The following is a 16,457-nucleotide window of genomic DNA, read 5'->3' on the forward strand; positions in this document are numbered from 1 at the left end:
ATGGTGCAAGTTGATTACTAGTAATTAAGCATTAGAAATTAAACCATATTGCCCGTCTAAAATGGCAATTACTTCACTACGCGGATCTGTTGGAATTAAAATATCACGACCCACAATTTTGCTAGCGATACCTACATAAGTATCAGAAACAGCTAACATAACCGACTCAGGTAAAATGTAATCTTTTGCTAGTTGCTCACGTTCAAGCATACGATCTTTATTCAATAACACATCACTATCAGGCACATTATTAATTAACAATTGGCGGAACCCTTCTTTAGAGTTCTCAACAATTTTACCATCACGATACGCAGCACCATCCCAAATTCTTGATGAATCAGGCGTCCCAACTTCATCGATATAGATTAGTTTATCTGTACCATCAATATCTTCTACATAGCCAAACTCAAATTTTGTATCGACAAAGATTTGATCTAGTTTACCTAGCTCAGCACTAATTAAAGCAAAACCCTCAACAAGTAATTTCTCGTATTGAGCAACATCATCTTCGGACTTAAAATTAAACACACTCAAGTTATTAGTTATGTTTTCACGGGTAATATTGACATCATCCACCGCAGGAATATCTGCAACGCCAGTAATAATACCTTTTGTTGATGGCGTAATTAACACATCGTCTAACTTTTGATTAGCCGTTAAGCCTTCAGGTAATTCTAATCCACAGAAATTACGTACACCTTTACTGTAATCACGCCACATGCTGCCCGTAATGTACTGACGAGCAATTGCTTCTACTTTTACTGTACTGGCTTTACGTACAATCCACACATACGGATGCGGAATATCAACAATGTGATTCCCTGCAAGGCCTGCCTGATCAAATAACTTAAACCAATGAGCAGCAACTGTGTTTAATGCGACCCCTTTACCTGGCACGCCATTTAAACCATTTTCGCCCTGCCATATACAATCAAATGCAGAGATACGATCAGAAATAACCATAATAGCCAGTTCTGTACCCTTTGGCACTTGGTAACCTTTGTCACTGATCAAACGCGCGCTGTCTTCGTCTGTTAACCAATAAACTGAACGTACTTTGCCACTGTGAACTGGGCCCTTTGTGCGTATTGGTAAGTCATCGTTTACGTCTAAAACTTTATAGCTAGTCATGCTATCTCCGAGTATATGGCACGCCCTGTAAGGGCGATCGTATGGGTATGGGGTTATAAGCCGCTAATAATAATCGAGACCGGGGGAAATCACAATTAAAGCACTATGTGATTTAACGCAGTTTAGTTGGTATTTTATTATACACGTTATAAGATAACATCAAAATCCAGTAGTAATTTACGTGATGATTAATATACAGCAGCTAAGTTTTAAATGGCAAAAACAACAAGTCAAACCCACTTTAGCAATTGCAACACTTAGCATTGCTAAAGGCGAACATGTGTTTTTACATGGCCCTAGCGGCTGTGGTAAATCCACTTTATTGTCGTTACTTGCAGGTATTAACCGTCCTACATCAGGCCAATTGAGTATTTTAGGTTGTGAACTGGGTCAATTAAGTAAAAGTAAATGCGATAAGTTTCGCGCTGAGCATATTGGGTATATCTTTCAAAATTTTAATCTACTTCCTTACCTATCACCGATTGATAATGTCACATTAGGTTGCCAATTTTCAAAACCACGGCAAAAAAAAGCATTAATTAATAGTCCAACCCTTAATCAAGAGGCCTCAAGGCTATTAAATGCACTGGGCTTAGACGAGCAATTACACCAACAAAATGTGGCTAGCTTGAGTATTGGTCAGCAACAGCGAGTCGCGGCGGCGCGCGCTTTTATTGGCAGCCCCGAATTGATAATTGCCGATGAACCAACGTCTGCTCTTGATGCAAACAATCGCCAGTCTTTTATCAACTTACTTTTTACACAAGCAAACGAAGCGAATAGCACCTTACTTTTTGTTAGCCATGATACCAGCTTACAACCACTTTTTAATCGCAACATTGATTTAGTGTCGCTACAGGAGCAAGGTAAATGATCCTCTTAAAACTTGCTATTAGTAGCTTATATAATCGCCGCGCTAGTGCATTCTTAACTCTGTTTACTATTGCTGTTAGTGTCATGTTATTGCTGAGTATTGAGCGAGTACGGGTTGATGCCAAAAGTAGTTTTAGTAATACCATTTCTGGTACTGATCTAATTGTTGGCGCTCGTACCGGAGATATACAGCTGTTATTGTCTTCGGTTTTTCGCATCGGTCATGCTAATAATGGCGTTAGCTGGCAAAGCTACCAATATATAAAACAGCAACGCGGCGTCAACTGGACCATTCCGCTATCACTAGGAGATAGCCATAAAGGCCAAGCGGTACTGGGCACCTCCGCTGATTATTTTCAACATTATAAATTTGCTAAAAAGCAGCAGCTTAGGTTTAGCCAAGGCCGCGCCTTCGCCCATTTAAATGAGGTCGTACTGGGCGCGCAGGTAGCAGCCAAGCTAGGCTATTCGCTGGGTGATAGTATCGTTATTTCACACGGTATGGGTAATACCAGCTTTCATCATCATGATGATAATCCTTTCACTGTGGTTGGCATTTTAGATGCGACAGGCACGCCAGTTGATAAAACCCTACATATTCCATTAGCGGCTATTGAACTGATCCACAGCGGTAACCACACCAGCCATGAACATGAACAGCATGATGATCTAACAGGCGAACCTAAGCAAATCACCGCGTTTTTAGTGGGTTTTGATTCTCCGCTTTATACGTTACAAGTAAGGCGTAATATTAATCAGTACAAACCTGAAGCGTTGCTTGCCATCATGCCTGGTGTAACTTTGCGTGAGCTATGGGAAATGCTGACAATTGTTGAAAAAATCTTGTTGCTGTTTTCTATCGTAGTGGTACTCGTGAGTCTGCTAGGCATGCTAACGACCCTATTGGCCAGCCTTAACCAACGCCGCCGCGAATTGGCCATTTTACGCTCTGTCGGTGCGCGTCCTTGGCATTTATTCACATTGATCAGCATAGAATCACTACTGATAACCTTTTTAGGTTGCCTAGTAGGTTGTGGGTTATTTTATTTATTAATGTCTCTTACCACAGGTTACTTGCAAAGTAATGCCGGCATCACAATCACCATTGCGATGCTATCGAGCTATGAACTGGTATTGATCGGCGCTATTATGGCGGCCGGCTTTATCGTTGGTTGGATACCAGCCACCCGCGCCTATTTTTACTCATTGTCTGATGGCATGAGCATTAAAATTTAAGAGGAATATCATGCAGTACTTTCAAAAGCTCACTTTGCTTTGCTTAGTTATTTTTAGCTTTGGTTATAATTTTAGTAGTTATGCCAATGAACCAAAAGAAATTTTTTGGGAAGATTTAATTCCTAAGGGACATGTACAAATAGATACTCAAGATCAAGCTAGCCATGAAGGTACAGAGCAAAATTGGGTGCAACCTGATCTAGATGCACCAATTGTTAAGGAACTTAATGGCCAATCAGTCAGCTTACCTGGGTTTGTAGTACCTCTTGAAGGTGACAGCGAAATGATTACTGAGTTTTTATTAGTGCCTTACTTTGGTGCTTGCATCCACGTGCCACCACCACCACCGAATCAAATTGTTCATGTGACAATTAAAGGCGGCGTGCCAATTGAAAGTTTGTACGATGCCATAGTCGTTACCGGCGTCATCAGCACTGAAACCTGGAGTGGCGACATTGCACAAGTGGGCTATAAAATGACAGCCGTCGGCGTTGCACCGTTTGAGCTGTAACTCAGGTACATACCTCAGGCGTGTTGTTCCCAGTGCTGCAAATAGCAGCTCTCAAGTGCAACATGCCTTAACTTATTTTTGGCATTGACTACAGTACACTGTACTACGTTGCCCTAAACGAATTTCTGTTAATGCTTTCTTACATACCATACATGGCTCACCTTTGCGGCCATAAACTAATAACTGTTGTGCAAAGTAACCTGGTTTACCATCACTTTGGGCAAAGTCTTTTAATGTCGTGCCACCTTGAGTGATAGCCGCAGCCAAAGTATCTTTAATAATAGGGATTAATTGCTGATAGCGCGCTTGTGATACTTTTCCTGCTTCACGTTTTGGATGAATACCGGCCTTAAAAAGAGACTCGTTAGCGTAAATATTACCCACACCAACCACCACAGCGTTATCCATAATAAATTGTTTGATTGGCACTTTCTTATTTCGTGACTGCTCATATACGCGCTTAGCAGTAAATTCATCAGTGAGTGGCTCAGGGCCCAGTTTGCTCAGTAAGCTATGACATTCTCCGGGCGCTTGCCATAAACAACAACCAAATCGGCGTGGATCATTTAGTCTCAATGCTTTACCGTTGGCAAATATAAACTCGATATGATCATGCTTTTTTAATGGCTCATTTTGTTCAACAACTCGTAAATTACCCGACATACCTAAATGCAAAATAATGCTGCCCAGTTCACACTCAAGTAGCAAATACTTTGCCCTACGCTCAACAGCTAAAACAGCTAAGTTAGCGATTTTGTACACATCATCCGGCACAGGCCAACGCATATTCGGATTATGAATATTCACCTTTGTAACTGTTTGCTGCAAAATATGTGGGGTGATCCCCATTCGGCTAACTTCAACCTCTGGTAATTCAGGCATACTATTTAGGCTCACTTTGTGAAAAATTAAAACTAGGGAATAAACGCTGCGCAGTTGCTTTATCAAGTGATAACACGCGCTGGTTGCTTTTATCTAATAAATAATAACCTTGTGGTGCGCTATATAATTGATACAACCAAGGAAGTTGCTCGCCTGCCAACCATACGGTTGCTACAGTCAAAGCTGAGGTATTGTGGAATGCTTGCTGATTCTCAGCGACCGACAATTGCATGCTCTGCCATTCATTTACTAATGCCACAAGGTTTGCTGTTGTTGCTTGCCAAAAACTAGCAGGTGCATTATTGATTAATGCAGTGGCGCGCCAAGAAGTGCCTATGCGCTCTATTTTTTGATCGGGAAACTCTAGAGCTAAAATAAAGTTTTGCGCTGGCAATACACTTTGCACACTAGATTGTTCTGAACCACTGTTGAGTTTTGTATGTAATCCATTAAAAAAGAAAATCATCAACAGCATGGAAAAAATAACCACATTATTCCAGCCCCTGCGACCTAACTGCATTTGAGTTCTTCCTAAAAGATTCAATTAGTTAAAGTGTAACCAAAAACATATAAAAATGGCAGTTGAATTTTTTAACTACTGTTAAGACTGAATATTACAAAAAATCACCAACGCGAATGTGTCAAAGTTAAATTACTTTGCTAAAATACGGCAAAATTTAAGGAGTTCCGTCATGTCAATGTATGTAGTGGGTCATAAAATCCCAGATTCAGATTCTATTTGTGGTGCAATCGCACTCGCATATTTGAAAAACCAAATCGAAGAACCAGCAATTCCAACTCGTCTTGGTGAAATATCACCTGAAACGCAGTTTATTCTTGATAAATTCGGCTTTGAAGCACCAGAGCTAAAATTAAGTTATGCCGGTGAAGATGTTTACATCGTTGACCATACTGAAAAAACGCAAGCACCTGATGATATCGATCAAGCTCGCGTTGTTGGCGTTGTTGATCACCATAAACTAGGCGATTTAACCAGCTCTACACCTCTTGAATGCTGGATCCGCCCTGTTGGCTGCTCAAACACGATCATTAAAATGATGTATGACTTCTACAATGTTGAAATTCCAAAAGACATTGCAGGCATCATGATGTGTGCAATTTTAAGTGATACGGTTATTTTCAAATCACCAACCTGCACCACAGCTGATATTAAATGTGTTGAAGCGCTTGCTGAAATTGCCGGCATCGAAGACTTTAAAGAATTAGGCATGGATATGTTCCGTGTTAAGTCAGCGGTTGAGAATACTCCAGCGCGTGATTTAGTAATGCGTGATTTTAAAGACTTCAACATGAACGGTAAACTAGTTGGTATTGGTCAATTAGAAGTTATCGATCTAGCGGTATTTGATGATATTAAAGCAGACCTTGAAGCTGATATTGCTAAGCTTAAAGAAGAAGGTGGACGCCACTCGGTATTCTTATTACTTACCGACATCATGAAAGAAGGCTCACAAATGCTGATCGTATCTGACGATGCAACACTAGTTGAAAGTGCTTATGGTGTAACGCCCAAAGACGGAAAAGTATGGCTAGACGGCGTACTGAGCCGTAAAAAGCAAGTAGTACCACCACTGCAAGATGCATTTGCAAAGCTCTAACGTGCTAGGTGCTAGGTGCTAAGTGCTAAGTGCTAAGTGCTAAAAATATTAACCTTGTGGGTTTTTCCTGCAAGGTTTTTTTATACCTAAAACTTATCAGTTAATATTTGTGCTACACAGGACTCTGCAAATAAGTAATACTTAACATCATAAATAATTAGGTAATATTCATTTATGTTAGGGTTCTGGTACAGTAAGTCTCCGCAATTTGCAAAGGATCACAAAGATTTTTGGCGAGCACGTTTAATCGCCCATTTTTTATTATTTTCAACAGCTTACTTTTTCATTTTAACAGTACTCAATGTTTTCTATTTCGAGCAATTAGACCTTGCCTTAATTGACTGTTTAGGACTTGTTATCTCATTAACTATTTATTTCTGGTTTCACAAATCTGGCAACGTAAATGTAACCGCATGGGCTGTTACATTAATGGCTAGCAGCTTAGCTATATTATTTATAATTTCGGTAGGCGGAAATCCATTTTCGATATTATGGGCTACGCTTATCCCCCCTTTTGCATTTTTTTTAATAGGCAGAAAACGGGGAAGCATCATCAGCGCAATTGCATTCTCTATTTGTGCATACTTAATTTATACACAGCAACAACAAACAATAACCATAGGGTTAGGATCATTATTTAACACTATCGAAGTCAGTATCGCTCATATTCTAATTTTTAGATTTTACGAAAAAACACGTTCGTTAGCGTATCAAAACTTATCTAACCTTAATGACGAAATTAAAAAGTTAGCAGAAACAGACAAGTTGACTGAGTTATATAACAGACAAAAATTTGATGCAGAGTTATCGGCATTAATAACTAAAAGCGAGCACTTTCAAGCATCTCATTGTTTACTTATGTGTGATATAGACTATTTCAAAAAAATTAATGATACCCACGGGCATTTAGTTGGCGATAAAGTATTAAAAGAGTTTGCCCATCTGTTGCAGCAAAAAATAGGTGAGCAAGCGTTAATCGCCCGTTGGGGTGGTGAAGAGTTTGTAATAATATTACTCAACACTGCTTTGTTGGATGCAGCAAAGCAAGCGAATGAATTAAGGAGTTTAATTAGCTCAAATACAGTTGCCAATATGCCTATCACTATCAGCCTTGGGGTAACCGCTATACAAAAGAGTAATGATAGCGTTTTAAAAGTATTAGAGCGAGCTGATAAGGCACTCTACTTTGCTAAACATCACGGCCGAAATTTAGTTTGCATCAACGATAACAACGCACATGTTACCTGTTATGACACATTTTTAAAATTAGTCGACGATGATATAAACGAATAATACCAATCGACTTAAATATTTAACTATTCTAGCGCGCTAAATAAAGCGCTAACTGCGTTAGTAATTTTTCATGTAGAACAACTACATGTCAAAATTTCTGCCTTGTTATCACTGTATTTTTCTGTCGCTATAAATGGTCAGTAACTTAAAACGATTGGTATAATCTGTGATTCGAGAACGGAAAAACTACGCATTTGAAAAACAAAAAACCCAGCCTAAGCTGGGTTTTTGATATTCATAGAAAACTAAAATTACTTGATTTTAGCTTCTTTGAAAAGAACATGTTTACGGATTTTTGGATCAAACTTTTTGATTTCCATTTTTTCCGGCATGTTACGCTTGTTCTTGTCGGTAGTGTAGAAAAAACCAGTACCAGCTGTAGAAACTAAACGGATCTTATCACGCATGACTCAGGTCCTTAAACTTTTACGCCGCGAGCACGGATTTCAGTAAGAACCGTGTCGATGCCTTTTTTATCGATAATACGCATACCTTTAGTAGTAGTGCGTAATGTTACAAAACGTTTTTCACTTTCAACCCAAAAACGGTGTGTTTGTAGGTTAGGTAGGAAACGACGTCTAGTCGCGTTTCTCGCGTGTGAACGGTGATTACCAACCGCAGGACGCTTACCTGTAACTTGACATACTTTAGACATGTCTATATATCTCCAATAACTTCGCTCGAGCTTAATTTGTCCCCTAGGCTATGTATTTTGTGCCCCAGGGATAAATCGAAGGGCGCTCTTTATACAGCTTATACAGGCAAAGATCAAGTGATTGATCTAATCCAACCAGCTCATGTGTAAATTTGATAGCGGCTAATTATAAAGATCGAATGCCCTTAGGGAAAGTAAAAACTGCATTTAAATTAAACTAATTTGCAAATAAGCACTAAACAGCTCATTTTTAACACGCTTAGTGATTTGAATACGCTTAAATCAAGCCTCGTTCTGCAAACGAAACACAATTATCTCCCCCAACAACGATGTGATCTAAAATATTTATATCGACTAATTGCAAAGCTTGCTGCAATTTAGCGGTAATTAATTTATCAGCTTGGCTTGGTTCAGCAATACCTGATGGATGATTATGAGCCAAAATAAGTGCCGCAGCGTTATTTTTTAAAGCCGCTTTGACGACTTCTCTTGGGTAAACAGATGCCGCATTAATAGTGCCATAAAAAAGTGTTTCTTCTTTAATTAAGCGATTCTGACTATCTAAATACAACACCATAAACACTTCTTGCTGCAAGCCTCGCAGCTCAATCGTTAAATAGTCATATACTGATTGCGGTGAATTAAATACCGCTTCGCGCTGACATTGCTCCATCATATAACGACGACTCAATTCCAGTACTGCTTGAAGTTGCACAAATTTTGCTGTGCCCAGTCCTTTTTGTGCACAAAAATCATCGATTGATGCATTAAATAAGTTATGCAGTGTTTGATTTTGTGTCATTAAATGTTGTGCTAACTCAACTACATTCATGCCCGGTAAACCCGTTCGCAAAAATATCGCTAATAACTCGGCATCACTTAACGACTTAGCCCCTTTCGCCAATAACTTTTCGCGTGGTCGCTGGCTACTTGGTAAAGAGGTGAGCTGCATTATTTCGTCCCTGAAAAATGATTTATAATTTAACTGTAATGCAAAAATAAAATTTCGCCTGTAAAACTGCGAATAAATTCCATATTAAAACTTCGTCCCCAAGGCAAAGATTTGCTATCGTTAGCGCATATCGACAAACAGTTTTATCAGAGTATGACAAAGTTAATGACCAATTTAGCGACAGAATTAGTAAATAAAAAAATTGTACTTGGTATCAGCGGTGGTATTGCCGCCTACAAATGCGCCGAACTTGTTAGACGTTTAAAAGATCATGGTTGTGATGTAAAAGTGGTGATGACTGAGTCAGCTAAGCACTTTATTACTCCGCTTACCATGCAGGCCGTAAGTGGTGAAATGGTCTCAGACTCTTTGCTCGATCCATCTGCTGAAGCCGCTATGGGCCATATTGAATTTGCTAAATGGGCTGATTTAATATTAGTCGCTCCTGCCACATCTAATATCATCGCAAAAATGGCAGTCGGCATTGCAGATGATTTACTCACCACTCTATTGCTGGCAACCCCCGCAAAAGTAGCAGTGGCGCCTGCAATGAATCAACAAATGTATGCCCACCCAGCAACTCAAGCTAACCTAGCAACTTTAAAACAGCGTGGCATTGCAATTTGGGGCCCAGGTAAGGGTGAACAAGCATGTGGTGATGTAGGTGCAGGGCGAATGCTTGAACCACATCAGTTAGTGGCACTTTGCACGCAACCTTCGCAACCGCAACTACTAGCTGGTAAAACAATTACAATCACCGCAGGGCCAACTCGTGAGCCACTTGATCCGGTGCGTTTTATATCAAATCACAGCTCTGGGAAAATGGGCTTTGGGCTTGCACATGCGGCAGTTAGTTTAGGAGCAACGGTTAACCTGATTTCAGGTCCGGTAACAATTGCGCCACCACCAGGTGTTAACCTAATTAACATTGAGACCGCTGAGCAACTACTTGAACAATCGCTTATTTTTGCTCCAAAGTCGGATGCTTTTATTGGTTGCGCCGCGGTTGCCGATTATCGCGCCGCAGCGATTGCCGAGCAAAAAATGAAAAAACAAGGCGATGAACTGACACTCACTTTAGTTAAAAATCCTGATGTAATTGCCGCAGTTGCTAGCCTTACAGAGGGTCGCCCATATACAGTTGGCTTTGCCGCAGAAACTCAAGATGTCGCAAGCTATGCGAAAGGCAAACTCAGCAATAAAAACCTCGATATGATCTGCGCTAACGATGTATCACAAACCGGCCTTGGTTTTAATTCAGATCATAATGCTTTAACACTGTTCTGGCATAATGAACAAAAAGAACTGCCCGTCGATACCAAAAGCGCATTAGCACTGAGTGTAATGAGTGAGCTTGCTAAACGATTGTAAAAAGGCTGGAAAGAAACTGAATAAAACATTAACATAGCCCTTATCGCTTGCTCAAAAAGTGAGTGATAAGTAGCCGCCAAAAGCTAAGTAAATAATTATAAAGAAAGGAATGTTCATGCCTGCGACAAAAAGAAGTAATCGCAAAGAGCAAATACTACAAGCACTCGCACAAATGTTAGAAACCAGCCCAGGTCAACGTATCACCACAGCAAAATTAGCTGCTGAGGTAGGCGTTTCTGAAGCTGCGCTTTATCGTCATTTCCCGAGTAAAGCACGGATGTTTGAAGGCTTAATAGAGTTTATTGAAGACACTTTGTTGTCGCGCATAAATCTCATTCTTGAAAACGAAAAAGAAACTCAAAGCCGTATCTATAATATTTTATTGCTACTACTGGCATTTGCTGAGAAAAATCCGGGGATCACTCGTATTTTGACCGGCGACGCCTTGCAAGGTGAGCAAGAACGCTTGCGTGAGCGTGTACAAAGCTTGTTTGAAAAGCTTGAAACACAACTAAAACAAGTACTACGCGAGCGCAAACTTCGCGAAGGTAAAACCTTTCAAAGTGATGAGTTAACCATTGCCAACTTTTTACTTGCCTACATTGAAGGCAAGATGAACCAATTTGTCCGCAGTGACTTTAAAGCAAAACCTAGCGCGCAATTTGAAAAACAGTGGTTAGAATTACAAAAAATATGGCTTTAACTCCTAGCTCCTAGCTCCTAGCTCCTAAAATCATCAACCTTGTCGGTTTTCCTACAAGGTTTTTTTATAAATGTTACTTTCAACCTTTATTTTCGACCGCTTATCGTTTCTACTCGAATTGTTGAACAAACTCGTTATGATGATACAGATGAAACAAAACGAGAAGTAACAATGAAAGCACAACTTTCCCTACTCAGCGTAGCACTGGTTGCAAGCCTTGGCAGTGCCACGGCATCAGCAAAAGAGCCGCTACAATTTAAAGATGTATTCGATTTCAAAGCAGCTAAAACAACGCAATTATCTGAAAATGGTGAAGTACTGAGCTTTAGTGCAACCCCATACCGTGGCGATGCAACAGGCCAAGTCTATACCTTAAACAATAATAAATTACTTGCAGAAATTGAGCGCGGCACTAAACCTCAGATCAACAAAGCAGCTAACTGGGTAGCATTCACCCAAGTCCCTACTTTGCTTGAAAAAGAAACCACAAAAAAGAAAGACACCTTAAAAAACAATCTAGTACTCGTTAATACAATAACGGGGGAACAACACGTTTTTGAGAACGTAAAAGATTACCAGCTCTCTGATGATGGTAACTGGTTAGCTTATCGCTTTGATGAAAAAGCAGATAAAGACGCTGATAATAAAGATATTGATGACACAAAAAACACCGCTAAAACCAGTGAAATCAAACCAGATAAGAAAGACAAAGCATTTGAGCTCATCGTTGTAAATTTAAAAGATAAAACAACTCATACAGTAAATAGCGTATTTAGTTACGCAATCAATACATTTGGCAGCGAGCTTCTGGTCAGCCAAAGCTATCCTGACGGTAACGATAACCAAGTAGCATTAATTACATTAAACCAAACATTTGATACGAGTGTATTAATTGATGAACCAGGCGTGGTGGCAAACAAAATAGTATGGCATCCAACTAAGAATATTGCCGCATTTACACTGGGTAATTATGTAAATGACGATATGCGCCGTCGCGATCATCAGCTAAAACTGTGGCAAAACGAACAGCTTACAAATATTGCTTCCCCTGAAAAAGATTGGACTATTGGTAAAACAGCAAAATTGAGCTGGTCTGAAGACGGTGAACGCCTGTACTTTGAAAATCACCCTAAGTTAGCGGAAAAAATTAAAGAAAAGAAATACACAGATAAAGCCTCGTTATTTGATTACGATACGATACGCGACCAAAAAGGCCTTCACGTTTGGCATAACAACGATGCCGAAATTAAACCCCGCGAAGAGCTGCAATGGAACGAGAGCAATAAAAATCGTCATTATCAAGCCGTTTACCATCTTAATGGCAAACAAGTTGCGCAACTAAGTAACACTGACATGCCAGATGTGGCACTCAATACCAATAATCGCACTGCGTTACTTGGTTCTTCAAATTTACCCTATCTTAAACGTATTATGTATGGCGGTTTTTTTGCTGACTACTATGCAGTCAATGTGCAAAATGGTGAGCGTAAAGCAATTATCAGTGATTACCCGTTTAGGCCTAGCCTATCACCCAGTGGACAATTTGCAGCTTACTTTGAAAATAGCCAAGTGCAACTCAAAGACTTAGGTAACAATAAAGTCAGTACCTTAACAACAGCGATTAAAGCAACGTTCGCTGATGATCAGCACGATTACCCTTCAACTCAACCGGGTTATGGTTTTGCCGGTTGGTTAACTGATAGTAGCCAAGTGCTGGTATATAGCAAATACGATATCTGGGCATTTGACGTTAAAACCCTCAAAGCCACACGCCTTACACAAGGCAAAGAAAACAACACGCAATATCGAGTCATCAAACTTGATAAAGACCAAGTTGGCTTTAAAAAAGAAGATACATTGTTGCTAAGTGCTACAAACTTACAGCAAAAGCAAACTGAAATAGCAAAATTCAATCTTGCTGATAACTCGATCAGCAAAGTATTAAGCGGTAAAAAACGTTTTGACGTGGTAAAAAAAGCTAAAAATGCCGATAAATACCTATTCACTGAGCAAACTTATCAGCAGTTCCCTGATTTTTATCAAGCTGATTTTAGCTTTAAAAAGCCACAACGCGTTACTAACTTAAACCCACAAGTTAACGACTTTGCGTGGGGGAAAAAACCGGAGCTAATTAGCTATAAAGGCTTCGATGGCGAAGACTTGCAAGGCGTATTGATAAAGCCTGCAGGCTATAAAAAGGGCGATAAAGTGCCAGTGGTGGTGTACTTTTACCGTTATATGAGTCAACGCATGTTTGATTTCCCTAAAATGGAATTAAACCATCGCCCTAACTTCCCAATGTTTACTTCGAACGGTTACGCGATTTTCTTACCTGATATACGCTTTGAAATTGGTCACCCAGGTAAATCATCAACGCAAACCATGATCAACGCCACCCAAAAGCTGATTGATTTAGGTATCGCTGACCCTGATAAAATTGGCTTACAAGGGCATTCATGGGCGGGCTATCAAAGTGCCTTTATGATCACCCAAACTGATATGTTCAAAGCGGTAGTATCGGGTGCGCCCGTATCAAACATGACCAGCGCTTACAGCGGTATTCGCTTAAAATCAGGATTAGCGCGTCAGTTCCAATATGAAACTGGGCAAAGCCGTATTGGTAAAACCTTGTTTGAAGCGCCAGAGCTTTACATCGAAAACTCACCGGTATTCTTCGCTGATAAAGTAAATACACCAATCTTAATTATGTTTGGTGATAAAGATGATGCTGTACCATGGCACGAAGGCGTACAGTATTATTTAGCGCTGCGCCGTGCAGGCAAAGATGCGACGTTTTTGCAGTATGAAGGTGAACCACACCACTTAAAGAAATTCCCTAACCAAGTGGATTTTTCAATTCGGATGATGCAGTACTTTGATCACTACTTAAAAGGCAAGCCTGCCGCTAAGTGGATGACCGAAGGCGAAGCTTTCATTGAAGAATAAGCAGCCATAAACTAAAACGCCCAGCAAATGCTGGGCGTTTTTTATTTACCTAAAACTACCTAGCCCGCTGACGATTACCGCCAACCTTAGGTTTGGTATTGGCTTTTTTAAACTGGCTAAATCCGGTGTGGCGGCTAAGCGCTGGACGCCCGCCTTTACCTGCTTTAAGCGATTTTTCGTCACGGGTTTCTTCTGGCACTAAGCAGTTTGGACCTTTACCAATCAACTTGGCTTTGCCCATACTACGCAGTGCTTCACGGATCATCGGCCAACCTGCTGGATCGTGATAACGCAATATAGCTTTATGTAAACGACGTTGACGCGCGCCTTTTGGCACCGGCACTTGCTCAGTATTATTTTTAATATTACGCAGCGAGTTCATCCCAGTGTGATAAATCGTGGTGGCATTAGCCATTGGTGACGGATAAAAATTTTGCACTTGATCTAGTTTAAAATCGTTCGACTTTAACCACAACGCCATGTTCACCATGTCTTCGTCTTTAGTGCCAGGATGCGCAGAAATAAAATAAGGGATCAGGTACTGCTTTTTCCCTGCTTCTTTTGAATATTTATCAAAAAGCTCTTTAAACTGATCATATGCGCCCATGCCTGGTTTCATCATCTTAGATAATGGCCCGTCTTCGGTATGCTCAGGCGCTATCTTTAAATAACCGCCAACATGATGGGTTACGAGTTCTTTGACGTAACGAGGGTCTTGCACAGCTAAATCGTAGCGAACACCAGAGGCTATTAGGATTTTTTTAATCCCCTTAACTTCACGGGCCTTTTTATACAACTCGATAGTCGGTGTATGGTCGGTATCCATATGCTTACAAATATCAGGATACACACACGATAAACGTCGGCAGGTACTCTCAGCTTTTTTGCTCTTACAACGCAGTTTATACATGTTTGCAGTTGGCCCACCAAGGTCCGAAATAACCCCAGTAAACCCTGGTACTTTGTCACGAATTTGTTCGATTTCTTCAATAATCGATTCTTGTGAACGACTTTGAATTATCCGTCCTTCATGCTCAGTAATTGAACAGAAACTACAGCCACCAAAACAACCTCGCATAATATTAACTGAGGTTTTGATCATGTCGTAAGCGGGGATTTTTGCAGTACCATAACTTGGATGCGGAACACGCTGATAAGGCAACCCAAACACCGCATCCATTTCATGTGTTTCAAGCGGATACGCAGGTGGGTTAACCCAAATAGAGCGATCGCCATGGCGTTGGAATAACGCTCGAGCACAACCTGGGTTCGTTTCTTGATGTAAAATACGTGATGCATGAGCGTACAGTGGTTTATTAACACTCACTTGCTCAAACGCAGGTAGCTTAACGTAGGTTTTTTCCCAAGGTTTAGGACGCGCTGGCTGAATGGTAATTGGTTTTGCCGCTTCAGCTTGTAAATCAATACCCGCTTTTTTAAATTCGCTTTTGCTACAACCCACATCATCCGCACCATATGGGTTTGGAATTGGGTCAATTTTACCAATTTTATCAATCGCGGTGGAATCACTACCACGCCAGCCCGGTAATGGCTCTTTACGAATAACCGCCGTACCACGGATATCTTGAATGGTATCCATCGTTTCGCCGGCGGCAATACGATGAGCAACTTCTATTAATGGTCGCTCAGCATTACCGTAAATAAGAATATCGGCTTTGGCATCAAATAAAATACTACGGCGAACTTTTTCTTGCCAGTAATCATAATGGGCAATTCGACGTAAGCTGGCTTCGATACCACCTATTACAATTGGCACACCTTTGTAGGCTTCGCGGCATCGTTGTGAGTAAATCATCACCGCACGATCAGGACGCTTGCCACCCACATTACCGGGCGTGTAGGCATCATCATGGCGCATACGCTTTTCAGCCGTATAGCGGTTGATCATCGAGTCCATGTTACCGGCAGTCACACCAAAAAATAAGTTAGGCTTACCAAGTGCCATAAAGGCATCTTTCGAATCCCATTCTGGCTGAGCGATAATACCGACCCTAAAACCTTGTGCTTCAAGTACACGACCAATTACCGCCATACCAAAGCTAGGGTGATCTACATAAGCATCACCACTGATAATGATGATATCGCAGCTATCCCAGCCAAGGGCATCCATCTCTTCGCGTGTAGTTGGTAAAAATGGTGCTGTGCCGTAACACTCAGCCCAATATTTAGGGTATGAGAATAACGCTCGCTTGGCTTTAAGTGCGCTCATATAAAGTAACCAATTGCTTTAAAAAAGGTCGCAAAGTATACCCGAATTAATCACC

General features: G+C 40.7%; 15 protein-coding genes. 8 read left to right on the forward strand and 7 right to left on the reverse strand.

Going from position 1 to position 16,457, the window contains the following annotated elements; all coding sequences use genetic code 11:
- Positions 1–24 precede the first annotated feature (24 nt).
- The gene (locus H5180_RS13285; RefSeq protein WP_182734512.1) at positions 25–1,131 is read right to left on the reverse strand and encodes a phosphoribosylaminoimidazolesuccinocarboxamide synthase; all 1,107 of its coding nucleotides are present in this window, start codon (positions 1,129–1,131) and stop codon (positions 25–27) included.
- A gap of 184 nt (positions 1,132–1,315) precedes the next feature.
- Here H5180_RS13285 and H5180_RS13290 point away from each other — a divergent pair, with 184 nt between their 5' ends.
- The 3 genes from H5180_RS13290 to H5180_RS13300 are packed head-to-tail and all read left to right on the forward strand — an operon-like array spanning position 1,316 to position 3,751.
- Positions 1,316–2,005 carry an ABC transporter ATP-binding protein gene (locus H5180_RS13290; RefSeq protein ID WP_182758390.1) on the forward strand — a complete coding sequence of 230 codons (690 nt, stop codon included), beginning with the start codon at positions 1,316–1,318 and terminating at the stop codon, positions 2,003–2,005.
- Positions 2,002–3,240 carry an ABC transporter permease gene (locus H5180_RS13295; protein WP_182758372.1) on the forward strand — a complete coding sequence of 413 codons (1,239 nt, stop codon included), beginning with the start codon at positions 2,002–2,004 and terminating at the stop codon, positions 3,238–3,240. Before H5180_RS13290 ends, H5180_RS13295 begins: the two co-directional genes overlap by 4 nt.
- A 10-nt stretch (positions 3,241–3,250) precedes the next feature.
- Positions 3,251–3,751: a DUF3299 domain-containing protein gene (locus H5180_RS13300; RefSeq protein WP_149983159.1), complete on the forward strand. Its 501-nt coding sequence runs from the start codon at positions 3,251–3,253 to the stop codon at positions 3,749–3,751.
- A 72-nt stretch (positions 3,752–3,823) separates the two neighbouring features.
- Here H5180_RS13300 and mutM read toward each other — a convergent pair whose 3' ends face one another.
- Both mutM and H5180_RS13310 read right to left on the reverse strand, forming a co-directional pair.
- Positions 3,824–4,633: a bifunctional DNA-formamidopyrimidine glycosylase/DNA-(apurinic or apyrimidinic site) lyase gene (gene mutM / locus H5180_RS13305; RefSeq protein WP_145234708.1), complete on the reverse strand. Its 810-nt coding sequence runs from the start codon at positions 4,631–4,633 to the stop codon at positions 3,824–3,826.
- 1 nt (position 4,634) lies between these two features.
- Positions 4,635–5,153 carry a hypothetical protein gene (locus H5180_RS13310; protein ID WP_182758373.1) on the reverse strand — a complete coding sequence of 173 codons (519 nt, stop codon included), beginning with the start codon at positions 5,151–5,153 and terminating at the stop codon, positions 4,635–4,637.
- 172 nt (positions 5,154–5,325) lie between these two features.
- Here H5180_RS13310 and H5180_RS13315 point away from each other — a divergent pair, with 172 nt between their 5' ends.
- Entirely contained in the window at positions 5,326–6,252 is a 927-nt protein-coding gene (locus H5180_RS13315) for a manganese-dependent inorganic pyrophosphatase (RefSeq protein WP_145234704.1), read from the forward strand.
- Positions 6,253–6,426: 174 nt separating this feature from the next.
- The gene (locus H5180_RS13320; RefSeq protein WP_182758374.1) at positions 6,427–7,545 is read left to right on the forward strand and encodes a diguanylate cyclase; all 1,119 of its coding nucleotides are present in this window, start codon (positions 6,427–6,429) and stop codon (positions 7,543–7,545) included.
- A gap of 251 nt (positions 7,546–7,796) precedes the next feature.
- On the opposite strand, the gene rpmG is transcribed toward H5180_RS13320, so the two are convergent.
- The 3 genes from rpmG to radC form a co-directional block, all read right to left on the reverse strand.
- Complete coding sequence (gene rpmG, locus H5180_RS13325; protein ID WP_004335545.1) at positions 7,797–7,952, reverse strand: 50S ribosomal protein L33; 156 nt, start codon at positions 7,950–7,952, stop codon at positions 7,797–7,799.
- An 11-nt stretch (positions 7,953–7,963) separates the two neighbouring features.
- The gene (gene rpmB, locus H5180_RS13330) at positions 7,964–8,200 is read right to left on the reverse strand and encodes a 50S ribosomal protein L28 (protein WP_004335549.1); all 237 of its coding nucleotides are present in this window, start codon (positions 8,198–8,200) and stop codon (positions 7,964–7,966) included.
- Positions 8,201–8,477: 277 nt separating this feature from the next.
- Entirely contained in the window at positions 8,478–9,152 is a 675-nt protein-coding gene (gene radC, locus H5180_RS13335) for a DNA repair protein RadC (protein ID WP_145234702.1), read from the reverse strand.
- A 153-nt stretch (positions 9,153–9,305) separates the two neighbouring features.
- Here radC and coaBC point away from each other — a divergent pair, with 153 nt between their 5' ends.
- The 3 genes from coaBC (at position 9,306) to H5180_RS13350 (ending at position 14,172) form a co-directional block, all read left to right on the forward strand.
- Positions 9,306–10,523 (forward strand): bifunctional phosphopantothenoylcysteine decarboxylase/phosphopantothenate--cysteine ligase CoaBC, encoded by a 1,218-nt coding sequence (gene coaBC, locus H5180_RS13340; RefSeq protein ID WP_179959239.1) that lies wholly within the window; start codon positions 9,306–9,308, stop codon positions 10,521–10,523.
- Between the two features lie 115 nt (positions 10,524–10,638).
- On the forward strand, positions 10,639–11,226 hold the full coding sequence (slmA, locus tag H5180_RS13345; protein ID WP_145234700.1) for a nucleoid occlusion factor SlmA: 588 nt from the start codon (positions 10,639–10,641) through the stop codon (positions 11,224–11,226).
- 171 nt (positions 11,227–11,397) lie between these two features.
- Positions 11,398–14,172 (forward strand): prolyl oligopeptidase family serine peptidase, encoded by a 2,775-nt coding sequence (locus tag H5180_RS13350; protein ID WP_182758375.1) that lies wholly within the window; start codon positions 11,398–11,400, stop codon positions 14,170–14,172.
- Positions 14,173–14,227: 55 nt separating this feature from the next.
- On the opposite strand, the gene H5180_RS13355 is transcribed toward H5180_RS13350, so the two are convergent.
- On the reverse strand, positions 14,228–16,402 hold the full coding sequence (locus H5180_RS13355) for a YgiQ family radical SAM protein (RefSeq protein WP_145234682.1): 2,175 nt from the start codon (positions 16,400–16,402) through the stop codon (positions 14,228–14,230).
- Between the last annotated feature and the right edge of the window lie 55 nt (positions 16,403–16,457).

The sequence above is a fragment of the Pseudoalteromonas sp. SR41-4 genome, assembly GCF_014163985.1.
In the GTDB taxonomy this organism is placed as follows: Bacteria; Pseudomonadota; Gammaproteobacteria; order Enterobacterales; family Alteromonadaceae; genus Pseudoalteromonas; species Pseudoalteromonas rhizosphaerae.